Source organism: Enterococcus sp. DIV0561, assembly GCF_050539875.1.
Lineage (GTDB): Bacteria > Bacillota > Bacilli > Lactobacillales > Enterococcaceae > Enterococcus > Enterococcus faecalis.
The window spans coordinates 1,581,345-1,598,284 of the sequence record NZ_CP172927.1; the positions used below are offsets into that span (position 1 = coordinate 1,581,345).

Consider the following 16,940-nt stretch of genomic DNA (forward strand, 5'->3'; position numbering starts at 1 on the left):
GTCTCAGGAAAGAGCGGCTTTAAAAGAGACCGCTCGCTTGACCCGTTTCGTCCACATCCATATTTAACGCAGCAGGAACTTTCGGCAAGCCAGGCATCGTTAAAATGTCACCCGTTAACGCCACGATAAACCCTGCACCGATTTTTGGAACTAGCTCACGAATCGTAATCGTAAATCCTTCTGGCCGTCCTAGTTTTTGAGGATCGTCAGAAAGTGAATACTGTGTCTTCGCCATGCAAATTGGTAATTGATCCCAACCATTTTTTGTAAAATCTGCGATTTGTTTTTGCGCTTTCGGAGAAAAAATCGCCTGTTCCCCGCCGTAAATCGTTTGTACAATGGCTTGAATTTTTTCTTCAATTGTTTGGCGAGGGTTATATAAAGGTTGAAACTGTTTTGTATTGGCTTCAATCTCTGCTACTACTGTTTTCGCTAGATTCGTGCCACCTGTGCCACCTTGCGCCCAAACACTTGTTAACTCGACGGACACGCCTAACGTTTGGCAGGCTTCTTTCAACAGTTGAATTTCCTTCTCTGTATCCTGTGTAAACTCATTAATTGCAACAACTACTGGTACATCATAACGTTGCATGTTTTGAATATGTTTTTCTAAGTTGGCAAAGCCTTTTTGTAACGCTGGTAAATTTTCTTCTGCTAACTGATCTTTCGCCAAACCGCCATGCATTTTCAGCGCGCGAATCGTTGCCACAATCACAACGGCATCTGGTGCTTTTCCTAAAGAAGGTACTTTAATATCTAAAAATTTTTCGCCACCTAAGTCGCCACCAAAACCTGCTTCTGTTACGACATAATCCCCTAGATGCAAAGCCGTTTTTGTCGCTAAAATACTGTTACATCCATGAGCGATATTGGCAAAAGGACCACCGTGAACAAAAGCTGGAGTTCCTTCAATCGTTTGAACTAAATTAGGTTTTAAGGCGTCTTTTAATAATAAAGTCAGGGCACCTGCCACGTTTAAATCTTTAACCGTCACCGGCTCTCTTTGGTCATTATAGGCGACAATAATCCGACTTAAGCGTTCTTTTAAGTCCGTTAAATTTTGCGCTAAACAAAGAATCGCCATAATTTCGCTCGCCACAGTAATATCGAAACCGTCTTCTCTTGGTACACCTTGGAAAGGACCGCCTAAACCAACAACGACCTGTCTGAGCGCACGATCATTTAGATCCACTGCCCGTTTCCAAATCACCCGCCGAGAATCAATCTTTAATTCATTTCCTTGCTGTAAATGATTATCTAGTAACGCAGCTAAGGCATTATTGGCTGTCGTAATCGCATGCATATCACCAGTAAAATGCAAATTGATTTCTTCCATTGGTAATACTTGTGCGTAACCGCCACCTGTTGCGCCACCTTTAATCCCCATCACAGGACCTAATGATGGTTCTCTTAGGGCAATAACTGTTTTTTTATTGATTTGATTTAATGCATCTCCTAAACCAATGGTCACGGTTGATTTTCCTTCTCCTGCTGGTGTTGGATTAATCGACGTAACGAGGATTAATTTACCTTCTGGCTTCGCTTCTAAGGATTGAAGCGTTGGAAAATCTATTTTCGCTTTGTATTTTCCATAAAGTTCGAGCGAATCTTCTGAAAGACCGATTGTTTCGGCAATCTCTTGAATAGGTTTTAATGTTGCTGCTTGTGCAATGTTAATATCTGTCTTCATAACGGACCCCTTTTCAATTCTTTATCGTCTTTGTGACACATTGTTTCTTTTAAATTATAGCTTGTATTGAATAGAATGGCTAGAATAACCTTTTTTAAACAACCCAACCATTGACGTTTGGTAGCCTTTTCTCGTATAATGAAAGTGTCTTTACAAATCTAAAAGGAGCGTGAATTGGATGCAAAAAGGAATTGTCAAATGGTTCGATAACAGAAAAGGTTATGGTTTTATCGTTTACAACGAAGAAGATGAGATTTTTGTCCACTTCACTGCTATAGAAGGTGACGGATTCAAATCACTTGATGAGAATCAATCTGTAGAGTTCGAGATAATGGAAGGCAATCGTGGGCTACAAGCAGCACATGTCAAAAAAATAGATAACTAAAAAAGCTGAACCAACAACGCTTTGCTCCAAAAAGTAAGTAAACGTAGCGTTTGTTTCAGCTGATTATTTTAAGATTTTGAGAGTGGGTCACCAGTCGTTTCGACTTATGACTCACTCTTGTTTTTTTCTTCTTTTTTATGAAGGCCCAAAGAATGATCTTCTGCTACCTTCAATTCAGGCTTTTTTACCTTAAGTGCCTCAAGAAATAACGGAATCGTTTTCTTTTTCATTAAAAAGACTTTTGAGCCTTCCTTAAATTCTGAGGAAAAAATTTCGATGCTTTTTTCATTGTAGGTTACTTTTTCTATCTGAGAAAGCGGAAGTGCTTTTTTACGAAACCATAAAACATCTCTAACAATTAAAGATGTTTCTGTCAGGTTAAAAGACCGCGCAATTCCTAGATAAGCAAACACAAAAAATGGAACCATCACCAGATTACTAATCAAGTAAGGACCATTATTTTCCAATGCTAAAATTAAACTAATAAATAATATACAAAATGTGCAAGACCAGTAAATAATTGTTGATGCTAATTCTGGCTGCCAATAAAATTTCTGTTTTTTCATAAAGTGCCCTCACTACTTCTGGATCAACGCCGCTAAATTTAAATATGTTATAATAGTAACATACTTTTTTTAAGAACAAAAAGAAATTAGGAGTAATTTTATGTTAAGAATTTATGTAGATGCTGCAACAAAAGGCAATCCAGGTGAATCTGGCGGCGGTATCGTTTACCTCACCGACCAATCGCGGCAACAATTGCATGTGCCTTTAGGTATTGTTAGTAATCACGAAGCTGAATTTAAAGTGCTGATTGAAGCTTTAAAACAAGCGATTACCAATGAAGACAATCAACAAACCGTTCTTCTCCACTCAGATAGTAAAATTGTTGTTCAAACAATTGAAAAAAACTATGCTAAAAATGAAAAGTACCAGCCTTATTTAGCAGAATATCAACAACTAGAAAAGAATTTCCCTTTGCTCTTAATCAAATGGCTACCTGAAAGTCAAAACAAAGCGGCCGATATGCTCGCACGGCAAGCATTACAAAAATTTTATCCCAATAAAAAGTAGCACTGTTTACTTAATGCTTTTCCTTTATTAATTTGATAATTAAACACGTGGAGCAAAAAACACTAGAGATTTTTGCTCCACGCTTAAAAACAGATAAACGGTTCTGTCTCGACTTCTTCTTATAGCCCACTTATTCTTCTGTCGTTATTTCCGCAAATTGTCCATTGGTTAGCGAAAGGATTGCTTCAGGCGCTAATTCAATTTGCATGCCACGTTTGCCTGCAGAAACAATAATTGCAGAATATTGTTGAGCTTCTTCAGCCAAATAGGTGGGAAATTGTTTTTTCATCCCAATTGGTGAACAGCCACCACGAATATAGCCTGTGGTTGCTTCTAAATCTTTTAAGTGAAGCATTTCTACCTTTTTGTTGCCACTAGCTTTCGCTAATTTTTTCAAATCTAATTCTTGATTACCAGGAATGACAGCCACCACTGGACCTGTTTTATTACCTACTGTAACCAAGGTTTTAAAAATTCGTCCTTTTTCAATACCTAAACTTTCAGCGACACTTTCTGCACTTAAATGATCTTCACTCCAAGCGAATTCATATTCTTTATATGGTACTTTATGTTGTTCTACCATGCGCATCGCATTCGTTTTTTGTTGTGTTTTTTTCTTTGCCACTTTTTTCACCTTCTGAATCACTTGTTTTGTTCGAATATCTTTAAATAATTTCTTAATACTTGTACGGATAGTTGGCCTGGTGCAGACGCTTGCTGGGCTGAGCCAAAAGTTAGTGCCGACCCGAACAGTTGACCTGTTACGCGACTAATCATCCCTAACTGTCCCATTGACATAGTAACGATTGGGACGGATGCATAATGGGTGTACATTTCATTGGTTGCTGAAAGTAACGTAAGTACATCTGTCGCATCTTGTGGCATCACAGCTATTTTACAAATATCCGCCTGACGCATTTGCATTTGGCGTAACCGCGCGACAATCTCCTCTTGCGACGGTGTTTTCTGAAAGTCGTGATTACAGAGAACAATTTTAATCCCCGCCTTTTTAGCTTCGTGAATTAACGTATCTGCCGCCAGCGGATTCGCAAATAATTCAATATCTAATAAATCCAACGCACCCTTTTTCACTAATTCATGATACAAAGCAAAATAATTTTCCTCGGAAAAAGCCATTTCGCCGCCTTCTTTTTGTGTACGAAAAGTTAACAATAACGGTTTTTGCCCCAACCGTTCCATTACTTGTTGTGAAAGATTACATACATCGGAAAAATCAGCGACATTTTCATAATAGTCTAAACGCCATTCTACCAAATCACAATCTAGTGTTTGGCTCGCCGTTGCTTCGGCCAAAATATCCTCGGCTGTTGGAGCAACAATGGGCACCACAATTTTGGGATTCCCTTCACCTATTCGCACATTTTTGACTATAACTGGCTTCACAGTTCCACCTAACTTCCTCGTTTGTTTTTCTCTCTTCATATCATACCATTTCTATTCTTTTTTGCAATTTAAAGAGCTACAAAGACACCTAGAATTAGGAATTTCCTAACACTAAATGCCTTTGTTTAGGTTATTTAACTCTTTCAGTTGTTACGTTAAACTTCCGTACTTTGTAACTGATACATATCCGCATAAAGGCCACCTTCTGCCAGTAACGTTTCGTGCGTTCCTCGTTCTACAATCTGCCCTTTGTCTAAAACTAAAATCAAGTTTGCGTCACGAATCGTCGAAAGGCGATGCGCAATCGCAATTGTCGTTCTCCCTTGACGCATTTTGGCTAATCCTTCTTGAATCAATCCTTCTGTTTCTGTATCAATATTAGCGGTTGCTTCGTCTAAAACTAAAATTTTGGGATCAGTCACAATCGTTCGTGCAAACGAAATTAATTGACGTTGTCCGCTAGAATAACTCGCTCCTCGTTCAATGACTTTCGCATGATAGGTATTGGGTAACGTGTGAATAAATTTATCCGCCTGAACAAATTCCGCTGCCTGTTTAATTTGTTCATCTGTAATATTGGGATTCAGTAAACGGATATTTCCAGCAATATCTCCATAAAACATGAAAGCGTCCTGTAATACCAAGCCCATCTTTTCCCGTAATTCTGTCATGGGAAAATCACGAATGTCACGATCATCAATTAAAATCTGCCCTTCATAAAATTCATAGAAACGCATGAGTACATTAATAATTGAACTTTTACCACTTCCTGTATGACCGACTAAAGCGACGGTTTCCCCGGGATTTGCGACAAAGCTAATATTTTTCAATACTTCGTTTTTGCCGTCATAAGAAAAAGTAACATTGCGAAATTCAATTTTTCCGCGAATAATTTCCCCACTCGCTCCTACTGATTGTTGCGGCGTTAATTCTTCCGTATCCATAATTTTTAAAATACGGCTACCTGCGACAATCCCATCTGTAAAGATACTTAGGAAGTCCATCATTTGTGTCATCGGATTAAAAAAAGCTTGGACATACGTTACAAAAGCATAAATCATCCCCGCTTCAACAGGTGAATGTAAAGCATCGATGCCAAACATAGTTAAGGCCAATGCAATCGCCAATGTATACAACAAATTAATGATGGGACTTAATAATAATGAATTCATACGAATCATTGCTACTCGTGTTTTTAAATAATCATCATTGGTTTCCTCAAATTCTTTTTCCAAACGCTTTTCTTGGCGAAATTGTTGAATGATTTGCATACCAGAGATGTATTCATTTAGTTTGGTGTTTAATTGACTTAATTTTTCACGCATACTGCGATATAATTTTGAACTAAATTTTTGGTAATACCAAATTACAACTAATAAAATTGGCAAGAAAATTAGACAATAAAATGAAATTTTTGGACTGAGTTGAAACATTGCAAAAAATGACGAGATTACGGCAAAAATTCCTGTAATCACCATTAAGAATACATACCAGAATTCAAACAATGTTTCTGTGTCATTTGTAACACGAGACACCGTTGAACCCGCTGGTGTTTGATCAAAATAACGCATACCTAAAGTGTGTAATTTTTCAAATAATTTCACTCGTATATATTGATACGTTTTTAAAGAAGCCATCGAATACAAATACCATTGGAAAAACCAAACAATACTTTTGACAATGACACCAAAAAAATAAATAGCAGCAAAAGTTAGAATCACTTGCATTGTAGCAGTTTTAGGCGTTAAATAATTATCCATAAAAACTTGAATGACTCTAGGCAAAAGAATATTGATAATTGATAAGCCAAATGCAAAGAGAATAGCTGTGTAAAACATGCGTCGAAACGGTTTGGCAAAACGAAACAAACGCTGAACAATCGTTAATTGTTCTTTCAGCGGTAACTCTCTGGACCATTCGGATTGATACTTTTCTTCCATTAACTCTCACTCCCTTCAATTTTCGCTTCTAATTGCTGTTTTTCCCACATCCGCTGATACCAACCCTTCTGAGCCAGTAACTCTTGATGCGTCCCCCGTTCAATAATTTTCCCTTCATCCAACACTAAGATTTCTTTGGCATGCATGACACTACTTAAACGATGCGCTGTAATGATAGTGGTTTTTTCTTGGCGCGTTTCTTTTAGATTTGATAAAATCGCCTCTTCAGTCTTCGCATCGACTGCAGATAAGGCATCGTCTAAAATTAACAATTCTGGTTCAACAATCAAGGCCCGTGCAATAGAAATCCGTTGTTTTTGTCCGCCAGAAAGCGAAACGCCACGTTCCCCAACCATTGTGTCATAGCCTTCAGGGAATGCTTTAATTTCTTGGTTAATAAATGCTAATGCTGCCGCTTGTTCAACTGCTGCTTGTTCCAAGTGTGGTTTAGCAAAACGAATGTTATCTCGTACCGTCATGGAAAAGAGAAAATGGTCCTGTGGCACGTACCCCATTGCACCCATCAATGCATCTAATGTGTAATTTTTAATGTTATGTTTTCCAAAGAAAATCGTTCCTTGGTATTGGTCATATTCACGCATCAACAATTTCAAAATAGTGGTTTTACCAGCGCCTGTTTTGCCAACAATCCCCAAGGTTTCTCCTTCTTGCAACGAAAATTGGATATTTTCCAACGCCACCGTCTCTTCTTTTGGATAAGAAAAAGAATCAATCTTCATTGAAATTGTCCCTTGGGCCATTGTTTTGATGGCATCTTTTCGTTCGATAATATGCGTTTTTTCATGTAATAATTCGTTCACACGATCGTAACTAGCATTCCCACGTTCTAACACATTAAATAAGCGCCCAATCGCAAACATTGGCCAAACTAGCATCCCAATATAGGCAATGAAAGAGACCAACTGACCTAAACTAATCGTTCCTTCCATGATGAAACGACCACCAATAATAATTGTCAAAACATAAGAAACACCAATAATCAGCGTAATAAACGGATCAAATAGTGCATCTAAAAAGTTCGTTCGTTTATTTTTGACGATAGCATCATCAATTTTCTCTGTAAAATCAGCAAGATCTTCTTTTTCTTGCCCAAATGTTTTAATGACTTTAATTCCAGTGATACTTTCTTGTGTTTTATCATTAATCGCTGAAAAAGCAGCTTGTGAATCTCGAAAGGCATCATGCAACTTAGAACCTAGAACTCGTGAGGTGACCGCTAATAAAGGCAGCGGTAATAAAGCAATTAATGTTAAGCGCCAATCGACAAATAGAACCATTGCGATAATCGTTGTTCCTCCCGTAATCACAGAGTCGGCAAACGTTAAAATCCCAGCTCCAGCCACATTTTGGATGGCATTTAAATCATTGGTTGCATGCGCCATCAAGTCACCTGTCCGATATTTCTGATAAAAGATGCTATCCATTTTTGTGAAATGATGAAATAATTGAGTCCGTAGCTCTTTTTCCAAACGAGCGGCACTCCCCCAAATATGCATCCGCCAAATATAGCGAAAAAGATATTGGGCAAGCCCAGCACCAATCAAGAGTGCAACCCATACGATAATTTTCGTTAAGCGAATTTCTTTGTTAACGATTTCATCTACAACGACGCCAATAACTTTGGGCGGGACTAATTGAACAAGAGCGACCATCATTAATGAGAAAACCCCAATAATATAACTTTTTTTCTCTTGCTTAAAAAACCAGCCTAATTTTTTGAATATGGACATTCAGTTGTCCCTCCTTTACTTTGTTGTTCTACGAAGACTACTTTCGAGCTAGAAGGTTTCTTCGTTATTGTTGTTTTTGATTAAACGTTTCGCTCTTTTCCTCCTAGATTATCCTATTCTCCCGCAAAACAACAAAAAAACGGACTGAAAATCAGCCCGTTTTTACACTTATTCATGATTACCTGAATAACCTTTACTATTTTCCTTGGTTTTTCATTTGTTGCATCATTTGTCTAACCTTTTTCTCTGACGGTTTTTGACCCATTGATGCCATCATCATGCGTAACATATCCTCATTAACGGGAGGATTTTTTTTGAAATAATCTTGCATATATTTGCGTGCAAGGAAAAAGCCCCCTGCAGCGCCTACTAATAAAGCGATTACTGCGATTAATACTACCCAACCTGTTGCCATTGAAACTCTCTCCTCTCCGTATAGTTTTGCTCTCAATGAATTATTTTACTAGAAATAGCAAAAAAAGAAAAGTTCTTTTTGCGGGATTTCTCTTAAATAATGAAAAAAGTCTGATTTTTTTGCAAAATAGTGATTAAAAGTCAAAAATATACGCTCTTAAATGTCAATAGGACCTTTAAGAGCGATTGTTGCTTTAGTTTTGTCCTTGAATTTTTTCTAATAATTCTGGATCAAATGTTTGATTTTTTAACATCGCAATTTCAAAACCGTAAGGGGCCTTTTTATTTTTTTTGTCTTCTCCGACATAAGGTGTTTCTAAAATTTTTGGTAAAGCAGTTAATTTTTCATGGTGAACCACACCGTTTAAAGCTTCAAAACCAATAGTGCCAAAACCAATATTGGCATGACGATCTTTATGTGAGCCCATAGGATTTTTAGAATCATTCACATGAATAACTTTTAAACGATCCAATCCGATAATTTTATCAAATTCAACTAATACGCCATCAAAATCATCTTTTACATTATAACCTGCATCATTAATGTGGCAAGTATCCAGAGTGACAGAAAGTTTATCATTTAGCGTAACTCCGTCAATAATTACAGCTAGTTCATCAAACGTACGGCCGATTTCGGTTCCTTTACCAGCCATTGTTTCTAAAGCGATTTGAGGGATTTGCTCTTTCCACAAGACTTCATTTAGACCTTTAACAATTTGTTTGATGCCGGCTTCTGAACCTGCGCCAACATGCGCACCTGGGTGTAACGTGATTTGCGTTGCTCCCAACGCTTGTGCTCGCTCAATTTCTTGTCGCAAAAAGTCTACGGCAAAACCGAAATTTTCCGTTTTGATTGTATTGCCTAAATTAATAATATACGGGGCATGAACGACGATATTACTCAAATTGTGTTCCTTCATAAACGCTTGCCCAGCTTCAATATTCATTTCTTCAATCGGTTTCCGGCGCGTGTTTTGTGGCGCACCTGTATAAATCATAAAGGTTGTTGAGCCATAACTAGCCGCTTCCTCGGCAGAGCCTAATAGCATTTTCTTGCCACTCATACTAACGTGTGATCCTAATAACATGTGGTTCCTCCTAATAATTCTTCTTTTTCTTTTGGTAGTGTTGATACTGTTGCAGCCATTCTTCAAGCGTGATTTTTGTTACTAATTCGCCAATTAGTTCATAGGGTATTCGCTTAGGATTAGTGAAGCGAAAACAACTTTTCCCCATGTTTAGCTTTGTTGACACTTGTTCCTGATAGGCTTCTTGAAACCAACTTCGGACGGCTTCATTTCCCATTAATCCCATGTGATATAAAGCTACTTGCCTTTTAGTAGCGCCTAAACTGATAAATGGTAACGGTTCATCACTACGGTTGAGATAGCCTTCTGGAAATACTGAAAGCGGTACAACAAAGGTTGGCATGCCATATTGCATTGTTAATTCAAATCCTGCTGGCAAATTTTGCGAAACGACATCTAATACTTGCTGATAAGCAATTCGCCAGTTTGGTTCAACTGTTTCGATATATGCTGTAACTGTTTCAATTGACTGCGCCATTATTTCTTCCTTTGCTGATAAAGCGCTTTGGTTTTATAGCCTTCTTTTAAAATGACTAACATTTCAGTTTGCCGCTTTTTCCGTGTCTCCGCTCGCTTTGCACTAAATACATACCGCGCCCACTCTTTTTGATAACCAGGCGTTAATGCAGCGAATGTCGCTGCAGCAGCTGGTTCTGTTTGTACCAACGCTTCAATTTCTGGTAAATATTGAACATAATCCCCAACAGCAGAACTGGTCTGATTCTTCGCTGGCTTTTTAAGAACATTCTTCATGCCGACAACCGTAAAAGTCTCATCTAAACTAACCATGCGATTAAATTTTAAGGTTGAGCCTTTAATATACCCATCTGCCTCGTTTACTTGTAATGTTGGAAAAATTTCATCTCGGTGGACAAAGGTTGGATAGATTTTATTGCCTTTTTTCGGATAAGCCACATATAACAACCCATTTTCTACTAAATGTTGACCTTCAATCACCATTGAAACAATCTCTTGAAATTCCGCCATCGTTTTCACAAATGCAAAAATCAGCTCAACTGGTTCTGAGGGTAATTGCTGCGCGGCTGAAGCAAATTCAGATAGATACTCTGCCTGTGGTCTATTTAAAATAACTGGGTGCTGATACTTCGTTAAGTTTAACTTTTCGACAATTGATTTCATAACCTACTCCTTATAGCGACTGCACTTTTTATTCTAGCATAGCACAAGTTATCTGTAATTGAATATGCCCAATAGTAAAAAAGAGTTTTTTGTAACAGAATTAATCCCAATTTATCTTTTTTAAAAGCGAAAGCTTGGAACCTGTTGTCTAAACGACCTTCGTCCCAAGCTTTCATTTTTTTAGTATTTTAACAAGAAATATTTTTTCTTCCCGCGACGAATCACAGTAAATTGCCCTTCGATTTTATCAGTTTCTGTCAATTCAGCTGCTAAATCTTGTCGACGTTCTCCATTGACGTAAATCGCTCCATTTTGAACATCTTCACGGGCTTGACGTTTGGATGGTTCTATTTTTGAGGTAACTAATAAGTCAACTAAACTTAATTGATCCTCTGGTTGCACCTCGTACGTTGGTACATCTTTAAAGCCTTGTTTAATTTCTTCTGCTGTTAAGCTTTGGATATCCCCGCTGAATAAAGCTTCTGAAATTTTAACCGCTTGATGATAGGCTGCTTCACCGTGGACTAAAGTAGTCACTTCTTTGGCTAACGCTTTTTGCGCAGCACGTTGCCCTGGGTTCGCTGTAAATTCTTCTTCAATTGTTGCAATTTCATCCAATGTTAAGAAAGTAAAGTATTTCAAGAATTTCACGACATCACGATCATCTGTGTTAATCCAGAATTGATAAAATTCATATGGCGAAGTTTTTTCCGCATCTAGCCAAACTGCGTTTCCTTCTGTTTTACCAAATTTGGTACCATCTGCTTTTGTAATTAAAGGCATAGTTAAGCCAAATCCTTGAACTTCTTGTTCTCGGCGTAATAATTCAATCCCTGAAGTAATGTTTCCCCATTGATCACTGCCACCTAATTGCAATAAACAACCTTCTGTTTCGTACAATTTCAAGAAATCATATGCTTGTAATAATTGATACGCAAATTCAGTATAAGAAATTCCTGTTTCGATTCGGCGTTTCACGCTTTCTTTACTCATCATATAGTTAATTGTAAAGTTTTTTCCAACATCACGTAAGAAATCAATTAACGAAAGCTCTCCAAGCCAATCATAGTTATTTGCTAGAATCGCTGGATTTTTTTCATCTTCAAAATCGATAAAACGTGACAACTGGCCCTTAATACTTTCAGACCAAGCTTTCACTGTATCAAGTGTGTTTAAACTACGTTCTGCATCTTTGAATGATGGATCACCAATCATGCCTGTTCCGCCACCAACTAAAGCAATAGGCACATGACCATTTTGTTGGAAACGACGTAACATAAGAATTGGCAGTAGATGCCCGATGTGTAAACTGTCTGCCGTTGGATCAAAGCCGATATATAATTTAACAGATTCTTCATTTAATTGTTTTTGTAAGGCTTCTTCATCTGTGACTTGGTAGACCAACCCACGGGCTTTTAATTCTTCAAAAAAAGCTGAATTCATGATTTTCCTCCTATAGTAAAACATAATAATAGATCAAATTCCCCTATTCATAGTAACCGATTCTGTCACACTTGAAAAGTCAAAAAATGAGATTTCCCTATTTTCTCTTAAGTTTTTTCAACAAAAAATGGCAATTGGTGTAGAAACTATTCATAGAAGCTTTTTTTTGCTATAATAACACAGAATGTATCATTTTATTGAGGTGAAGCTTTTGAAAAATAATTCAAGTAACAATAAGCAAAAACCAACGACCTCTTCTGGCGGCAATGTCTTTTTACTTATTTTAAATGTCATTATTCGCGTTTTTCAGTCATTAGTGGTTTTTGGGGTTATTCTGATTGTCTTAGGTGGCTCTCTTGGCTTAGGTATCGGAATGGGCTATTTTGCTTTTCTAGTTGAAGATACACAGCCCCCAACGAAGGAAGAATTGCAAAAAGAAATCAGTGATATTACTGAAGTGTCAAAAATGACTTACGCAGATGGTACTCCGATTGCTAACATCAAATCAGATTTAATTCGGACACGAATTAATGGCGATCAAATGTCTCCATTGCTAAAAAAAGCCATTATTTCAACAGAAGATGAATATTTTGAAGAACATCATGGGGTGGTACCAAAAGCGCTAGTTCGAGCGTTGATTTCTGATGCGACAGGTATCGGCGGTTCTTCTGGTGGTTCAACATTGACTCAGCAATTAGTCAAGCAACAGATTTTAACTGATGAAACGACCTTTAAACGGAAAGCCAACGAAATTTTATTAGCTTTACGCATTGAAAAATACTTTTCTAAGGACGAAATCGTGACAACTTATCTAAATGTCTCCCCTTTTGGTCGTAATAACAAAGGTGAAAATATTGCAGGCGTGGAAGAAGCAGCCAAAGGACTATTTGGTAAAAGTGCCAAGGACTTGAATCTTCCTCAAGCGGCCTTTATCGCAGGACTTCCCCAAAGTCCCATTGTTTACACGCCCTATACTAACACAGGTGCCTTGAAAGACGATTTGTCTTTAGGAATGAAGAGAAAAGATTTTGTTCTTTTCAGTATGTACCGAGAAAAAGCTATTTCGCAAAAGGAATATGAAGAAGCCAAAGCTTACGACTTGAAAAAAGACTTTTTACCAACTGAACAGGCCAATGTCAATACAGAAGGCTATCTATACTATACGGTGTTAGATAAAGCAGTTGAGATTGTCATGGATTTAGATATGAAAAAAGCTAAAGTTAATCGTGATGATTTAGATCAAGTTGGTTTAGATCAATATGAAGAACAAGCACGTCGCGAAATCCAGTCGCAAGGCTATACAATCCAATCGACCATTGATCAGAACATTTATAACACGATGCAAACCGCTGTCGCAAATTATGGTTATTTGCTTGATGATGGAACTGCAGATGTCAATGGGAATACAATGATTGAAACTGGGAATATTTTAATGGATAACGCTACTGGTCGTATCCTCGGTTTTATCGGCGGCAGAAACTTCGATATTAATCAAAACAACCATGCCTTTAATGCCGATCGTCAAGTTGGTTCTACGATTAAACCAATTTCTGTCTATGGTCCTGCGATTGATCAAGGAATCATTGGTTCTGAAAGTCGTTTGGCCAACTACACGACTACTTATTCAGATGGTACTCCTTTTGCTAACTCAACAACTGTGGATTTAAATCAATTTGTAACCGTTCGAAATGCGTTAAACTGGTCTTTTAACATCCCTGTGTATCATGTAAATGAAGAATTGAAAAAGAAAAAAGGTGATGATAATTTTTCTTACAATCACTACTTAAGTAAAATGAACTATCCAGCTTCAGATGCTTGGGCTTACGAATCTGCGCCATTGGGTCCAGTAGAAACAAATGTTGTAACTCAAACAAACGGTTTCCAAGCACTTGCTAACAAAGGTAAATATCAAAAAGCCTACATGATTGAAAAAATTACAGACAATAGCGGACATGTAGTCTACGAACACAAAGATGAAGGAACGCAAGTTTATTCACCGGCGACCGCTTCTATTATGAATGACTTGTTGCGCTCAGTGGTGGATTCTGCGAATACAACAAAATTCAAACCAACGTTAGCTGGCTTGAATCCTCATTTAGCTAGTGCTGATTGGGTCGGAAAAACTGGGACAACTGATGACTATAAAGATTCATGGCTGATTGTCTCTACCCCAACTGTGACACTAAGTTCTTGGGCAGGACATGATCTACCAGCGCCAATGACGATGACCAGCGGCGACAATAATGGGAATTATATGGCGAACTTAGCCAACGCGCTGTACTATGCGAATCCAGAATTGTTTGGCATTGGTCAAAAATTTGAATTAGACCCAAGTGTTATTAAATCAAAAGTTTCTGAATTTACTGGTGAAAAACCTGGCTCAATTACCTATAATGGTGCCAAGTTCAATACACCTGGCAAAACAACGACTTCATACTATGCCAAAGATGGTGCACCACAAAGTACCTATAAATTTGGGATTGGTGGAACAGACAGCAATTACGCTTCTTACTGGGGAAATCTTGCTCCACGTGCCACTACAAATAATAACAACAACAACAATAAAAACAACGATAATAAAAACAACGATAATAAAAAGAACAACTAAAGAATTTGGTAAGTTAAGCTTGTAACCAAAATTATGTAAAAAAGTAGAGACGTAATCCATCAATTGATGAATTACGTCTCTACTTTTATTGTTTCTCTTATTCTTTACCATCGATACTAGCTCGAGCTATTCAAAAATAGCTCCTACATTTAATGAAATAATATGCAGCAATCAACCTATTTTAACTAAAATAATCCTTTTCTGTTTCTCAAAACAATAGCAGATACTATTAAACTTATTAATACATAGACAACTATCATCTTTAAAGAAAAATCAAATGTGAGACCTATCTCATCCATCGGCTCATACCCATTTCCTCCATTAATAATTTTGGGAAAATTCATATAAGATGTAAAGAAAAATTTATTGGAAAGCATGCTAAATCCTGAAGATAATACCACACCAACAATTAGCAAGCTATGAACAATCAAATTTCCAGTAAACAGTGAAAGCAAGAAACTGAATACTGTCAATGCTAATAACAGCATACCAAACATAATTAGGCTTCTCGACAAATAGTTAGAAAGAGAAATGATTGTAACACTTTGTCCCTTTTCAATAATCGCGACTGGATAATCAGGGTTTCCCAGACCATTTTTGAAAAATGCACTGATTACAGAAAGAAAGATTGACAGATAAGAAACCAATCCGACTGTAAACAAAATACTACTTATTTTAATAGAATATTTTTTCCATAGTTTTAAGGGAAGGCCGTTCCATAAAGAAACAGTATTTTTTCTTTTTTCTAAAGTTGCGAGCGCTATAATCATTAAACTAGGGATAATTAATAATAATGTATATGGAAAATCCATCGATAAAAGAAAACCTAGGTAATTCAAAGCAGGCATTTTAGCAACTTCAGAAGAATCCACTTGTTTGATCCTGTTTTCAGATAAATATTGCAATTCTTTGACTCTTTTTTGTTGCTCAATAATTGGTATACTGTACAACGTTCCTTTTAACATTGCGTTTAAATTACTTTCTTCCAATTTTTTCTCAGCTTCTAATAAAGCCCATTCATCACCAATTTTGATGGCATTAATTGCTTTCCTTAATTGCTCACTTTCATCTTCTATCTCATTTAAAGTTTCTTTTGCTGCAGGTTCATTTTTCATTTTTTCTTTCGCTTGTTCGTTATTTTTGATTCGGTTTTCATATTGCATTTCTTTAAAAGAAAGTTGTTGGGGTTGAGCTAGTAACGGATAAATTAACATTAAAATAAAGGCTACAAACACAAACCACAGACTCTTCTCTTTCAATATTTTTATCGTTTCTATCTTAAGCATTTCTCTCTTCTCCTCTTAAATATAAGTTATCATATTGTTCACGTAAAGAAAGGTTACGTTGATCATTCTCAACCAACTTTTTATTTTTCATAAATAAAATACGTGTACATGTGTGTTCAACATTATACAAATCATGAGAAGATAAAATAACTATTTTATCTTTAGAAACTATTTCTTTTAAGCACATTATGAATAAACTAACACTAGTAGGATCCAAGCCATTAAAAGGTTCATCTAACAAAAGTATTGTTGCATCACTTGCTAAATACATCGCTAATAATACATGTTGTTTCATTCCGAGCGATAATTTTTTTATTGTTCTATTTTGATATTCTTTCATCTTTAATTGTTCAAAAATATGCTCTATATCGCTATTACTTTTCCAAGCGGCTTTAATATATTCAAGATGTTCTTTCGGCGTCAAATAATCATATAAATTTTTACTACTTTCAAGAAAAAATAGTTCTTTTAAATACGTTGCACCTCTACTATTGTAATCAATCTTATTTAAACTAATATTTCCATTTTTTCTAGGGATTAAACCAGATATAGCTTTAAAAAACGTGGTTTTTCCAGTTCCATTAGGAGCAACTAAGCCAATTATTTCACCAAATTCAGCTTGCATAGATAAATTTTCTATAATTGTTCTATTACCATACTCGACAGTTAATTCTTTTACCTTCACAGAAACACCTCTTTTTTTAATCTAAAGATACC

Annotated in this window: 17 protein-coding genes; 3 read left to right on the top strand and 14 right to left on the bottom strand. The window is 36.8% G+C overall.

Features of this window, described 5'->3' with window-relative positions:
- Positions 1 to 19 precede the first annotated feature (19 nt).
- A complete protein-coding gene (locus IGM13_RS07680; protein WP_002420139.1) occupies positions 20 to 1,690 on the bottom strand; it encodes a formate--tetrahydrofolate ligase in 1,671 nt (556 codons plus the stop codon).
- A 178-nt stretch (positions 1,691 to 1,868) separates the two neighbouring features.
- Here IGM13_RS07680 and IGM13_RS07685 point away from each other — a divergent pair, with 178 nt between their 5' ends.
- Positions 1,869 to 2,075 (top strand): cold-shock protein, encoded by a 207-nt coding sequence (locus tag IGM13_RS07685; protein ID WP_002357404.1) that lies wholly within the window; start codon positions 1,869 to 1,871, stop codon positions 2,073 to 2,075.
- A gap of 104 nt (positions 2,076 to 2,179) precedes the next feature.
- Here IGM13_RS07685 and IGM13_RS07690 read toward each other — a convergent pair whose 3' ends face one another.
- Positions 2,180 to 2,641 carry an EbsA family protein gene (locus IGM13_RS07690; protein ID WP_002366775.1) on the bottom strand — a complete coding sequence of 154 codons (462 nt, stop codon included), beginning with the start codon at positions 2,639 to 2,641 and terminating at the stop codon, positions 2,180 to 2,182.
- 100 nt (positions 2,642 to 2,741) lie between these two features.
- Here IGM13_RS07690 and IGM13_RS07695 point away from each other — a divergent pair, with 100 nt between their 5' ends.
- Positions 2,742 to 3,149, top strand: a complete 408-nt coding sequence (locus tag IGM13_RS07695; RefSeq protein ID WP_002379500.1) for a ribonuclease HI family protein — start codon at positions 2,742 to 2,744, stop codon at positions 3,147 to 3,149.
- Between the two features lie 130 nt (positions 3,150 to 3,279).
- Here IGM13_RS07695 and ybaK read toward each other — a convergent pair whose 3' ends face one another.
- The 10 genes from ybaK to tyrS form a co-directional block, all read right to left on the bottom strand.
- A complete protein-coding gene (ybaK, locus tag IGM13_RS07700) occupies positions 3,280 to 3,795 on the bottom strand; it encodes a Cys-tRNA(Pro) deacylase (protein WP_002420138.1) in 516 nt (171 codons plus the stop codon).
- Positions 3,792 to 4,553: a type I 3-dehydroquinate dehydratase gene (gene aroD, locus IGM13_RS07705; RefSeq protein ID WP_010715250.1), complete on the bottom strand. Its 762-nt coding sequence runs from the start codon at positions 4,551 to 4,553 to the stop codon at positions 3,792 to 3,794. The genes ybaK and aroD overlap by 4 nt, the downstream gene beginning before the upstream one ends.
- A 155-nt stretch (positions 4,554 to 4,708) precedes the next feature.
- Positions 4,709 to 6,493 (bottom strand): ABC transporter ATP-binding protein, encoded by a 1,785-nt coding sequence (locus IGM13_RS07710; protein WP_002420137.1) that lies wholly within the window; start codon positions 6,491 to 6,493, stop codon positions 4,709 to 4,711.
- Positions 6,493 to 8,244 (bottom strand): ABC transporter ATP-binding protein, encoded by a 1,752-nt coding sequence (locus IGM13_RS07715; RefSeq protein WP_002365739.1) that lies wholly within the window; start codon positions 8,242 to 8,244, stop codon positions 6,493 to 6,495. The genes IGM13_RS07710 and IGM13_RS07715 overlap by 1 nt, the downstream gene beginning before the upstream one ends.
- A gap of 196 nt (positions 8,245 to 8,440) precedes the next feature.
- Complete coding sequence (locus tag IGM13_RS07720) at positions 8,441 to 8,659, bottom strand: YneF family protein (RefSeq protein ID WP_002357397.1); 219 nt, start codon at positions 8,657 to 8,659, stop codon at positions 8,441 to 8,443.
- A 193-nt stretch (positions 8,660 to 8,852) separates the two neighbouring features.
- The gene (locus tag IGM13_RS07725; RefSeq protein WP_033591660.1) at positions 8,853 to 9,746 is read right to left on the bottom strand and encodes a deoxyribonuclease IV; all 894 of its coding nucleotides are present in this window, start codon (positions 9,744 to 9,746) and stop codon (positions 8,853 to 8,855) included.
- Positions 9,747 to 9,756: 10 nt separating this feature from the next.
- Positions 9,757 to 10,224 carry a DUF1801 domain-containing protein gene (locus tag IGM13_RS07730; protein WP_002420134.1) on the bottom strand — a complete coding sequence of 156 codons (468 nt, stop codon included), beginning with the start codon at positions 10,222 to 10,224 and terminating at the stop codon, positions 9,757 to 9,759.
- Entirely contained in the window at positions 10,224 to 10,886 is a 663-nt protein-coding gene (locus IGM13_RS07735; protein WP_002408425.1) for a YdeI/OmpD-associated family protein, read from the bottom strand. Before IGM13_RS07735 ends, IGM13_RS07730 begins: the two co-directional genes overlap by 1 nt.
- On the bottom strand, positions 10,883 to 11,062 hold the full coding sequence (locus tag IGM13_RS07740; protein WP_002365741.1) for a hypothetical protein: 180 nt from the start codon (positions 11,060 to 11,062) through the stop codon (positions 10,883 to 10,885). The genes IGM13_RS07735 and IGM13_RS07740 overlap by 4 nt, the downstream gene beginning before the upstream one ends.
- Before the next feature lie 4 nt (positions 11,063 to 11,066).
- Positions 11,067 to 12,329 carry a tyrosine--tRNA ligase gene (tyrS, locus tag IGM13_RS07745; RefSeq protein WP_002357324.1) on the bottom strand — a complete coding sequence of 421 codons (1,263 nt, stop codon included), beginning with the start codon at positions 12,327 to 12,329 and terminating at the stop codon, positions 11,067 to 11,069.
- Positions 12,330 to 12,513: 184 nt separating this feature from the next.
- Here tyrS and IGM13_RS07750 point away from each other — a divergent pair, with 184 nt between their 5' ends.
- Complete coding sequence (locus IGM13_RS07750; protein ID WP_002420133.1) at positions 12,514 to 14,937, top strand: transglycosylase domain-containing protein; 2,424 nt, start codon at positions 12,514 to 12,516, stop codon at positions 14,935 to 14,937.
- 185 nt (positions 14,938 to 15,122) lie between these two features.
- Here the strand turns inward: IGM13_RS07750 and IGM13_RS07755 are convergent, their stop codons facing one another.
- On the bottom strand, positions 15,123 to 16,223 hold the full coding sequence (locus IGM13_RS07755) for an ABC transporter permease (protein ID WP_002420132.1): 1,101 nt from the start codon (positions 16,221 to 16,223) through the stop codon (positions 15,123 to 15,125).
- Complete coding sequence (locus tag IGM13_RS07760) at positions 16,216 to 16,908, bottom strand: ATP-binding cassette domain-containing protein (RefSeq protein ID WP_002420131.1); 693 nt, start codon at positions 16,906 to 16,908, stop codon at positions 16,216 to 16,218. The genes IGM13_RS07755 and IGM13_RS07760 overlap by 8 nt, the downstream gene beginning before the upstream one ends.
- Positions 16,909 to 16,940: the final 32 nt, after the last annotated feature.

Excerpts from the sequence above, each read along its gene's own strand:
- IGM13_RS07680 (WP_002420139.1), bottom strand. The coding sequence starts at position 1,690 with ATGAAGACAGATATTAACATTGCACAAGCAGCAACATTAAAACCTATT.
- IGM13_RS07685 (WP_002357404.1), top strand. The coding sequence starts at position 1,869 with ATGCAAAAAGGAATTGTCAAATGGTTCGATAACAGAAAAGGTTATGGT.
- IGM13_RS07690 (WP_002366775.1), bottom strand. The coding sequence starts at position 2,641 with ATGAAAAAACAGAAATTTTATTGGCAGCCAGAATTAGCATCAACAATT.
- IGM13_RS07695 (WP_002379500.1), top strand. The coding sequence starts at position 2,742 with ATGTTAAGAATTTATGTAGATGCTGCAACAAAAGGCAATCCAGGTGAA.
- IGM13_RS07710 (WP_002420137.1), bottom strand. The coding sequence starts at position 6,493 with ATGGAAGAAAAGTATCAATCCGAATGGTCCAGAGAGTTACCGCTGAAA.
- IGM13_RS07715 (WP_002365739.1), bottom strand. The coding sequence starts at position 8,244 with ATGTCCATATTCAAAAAATTAGGCTGGTTTTTTAAGCAAGAGAAAAAA.
- IGM13_RS07720 (WP_002357397.1), bottom strand. The coding sequence starts at position 8,659 with ATGGCAACAGGTTGGGTAGTATTAATCGCAGTAATCGCTTTATTAGTA.
- IGM13_RS07725 (WP_033591660.1), bottom strand. The coding sequence starts at position 9,746 with ATGTTATTAGGATCACACGTTAGTATGAGTGGCAAGAAAATGCTATTA.
- IGM13_RS07730 (WP_002420134.1), bottom strand. The coding sequence starts at position 10,224 with ATGGCGCAGTCAATTGAAACAGTTACAGCATATATCGAAACAGTTGAA.
- IGM13_RS07735 (WP_002408425.1), bottom strand. The coding sequence starts at position 10,886 with ATGAAATCAATTGTCGAAAAGTTAAACTTAACGAAGTATCAGCACCCA.
- IGM13_RS07740 (WP_002365741.1), bottom strand. The coding sequence starts at position 11,062 with ATGAAAGCTTGGGACGAAGGTCGTTTAGACAACAGGTTCCAAGCTTTC.
- tyrS (WP_002357324.1), bottom strand. The coding sequence starts at position 12,329 with ATGAATTCAGCTTTTTTTGAAGAATTAAAAGCCCGTGGGTTGGTCTAC.
- IGM13_RS07750 (WP_002420133.1), top strand. The coding sequence starts at position 12,514 with ATGTATCATTTTATTGAGGTGAAGCTTTTGAAAAATAATTCAAGTAAC.
- IGM13_RS07755 (WP_002420132.1), bottom strand. The coding sequence starts at position 16,223 with ATGCTTAAGATAGAAACGATAAAAATATTGAAAGAGAAGAGTCTGTGG.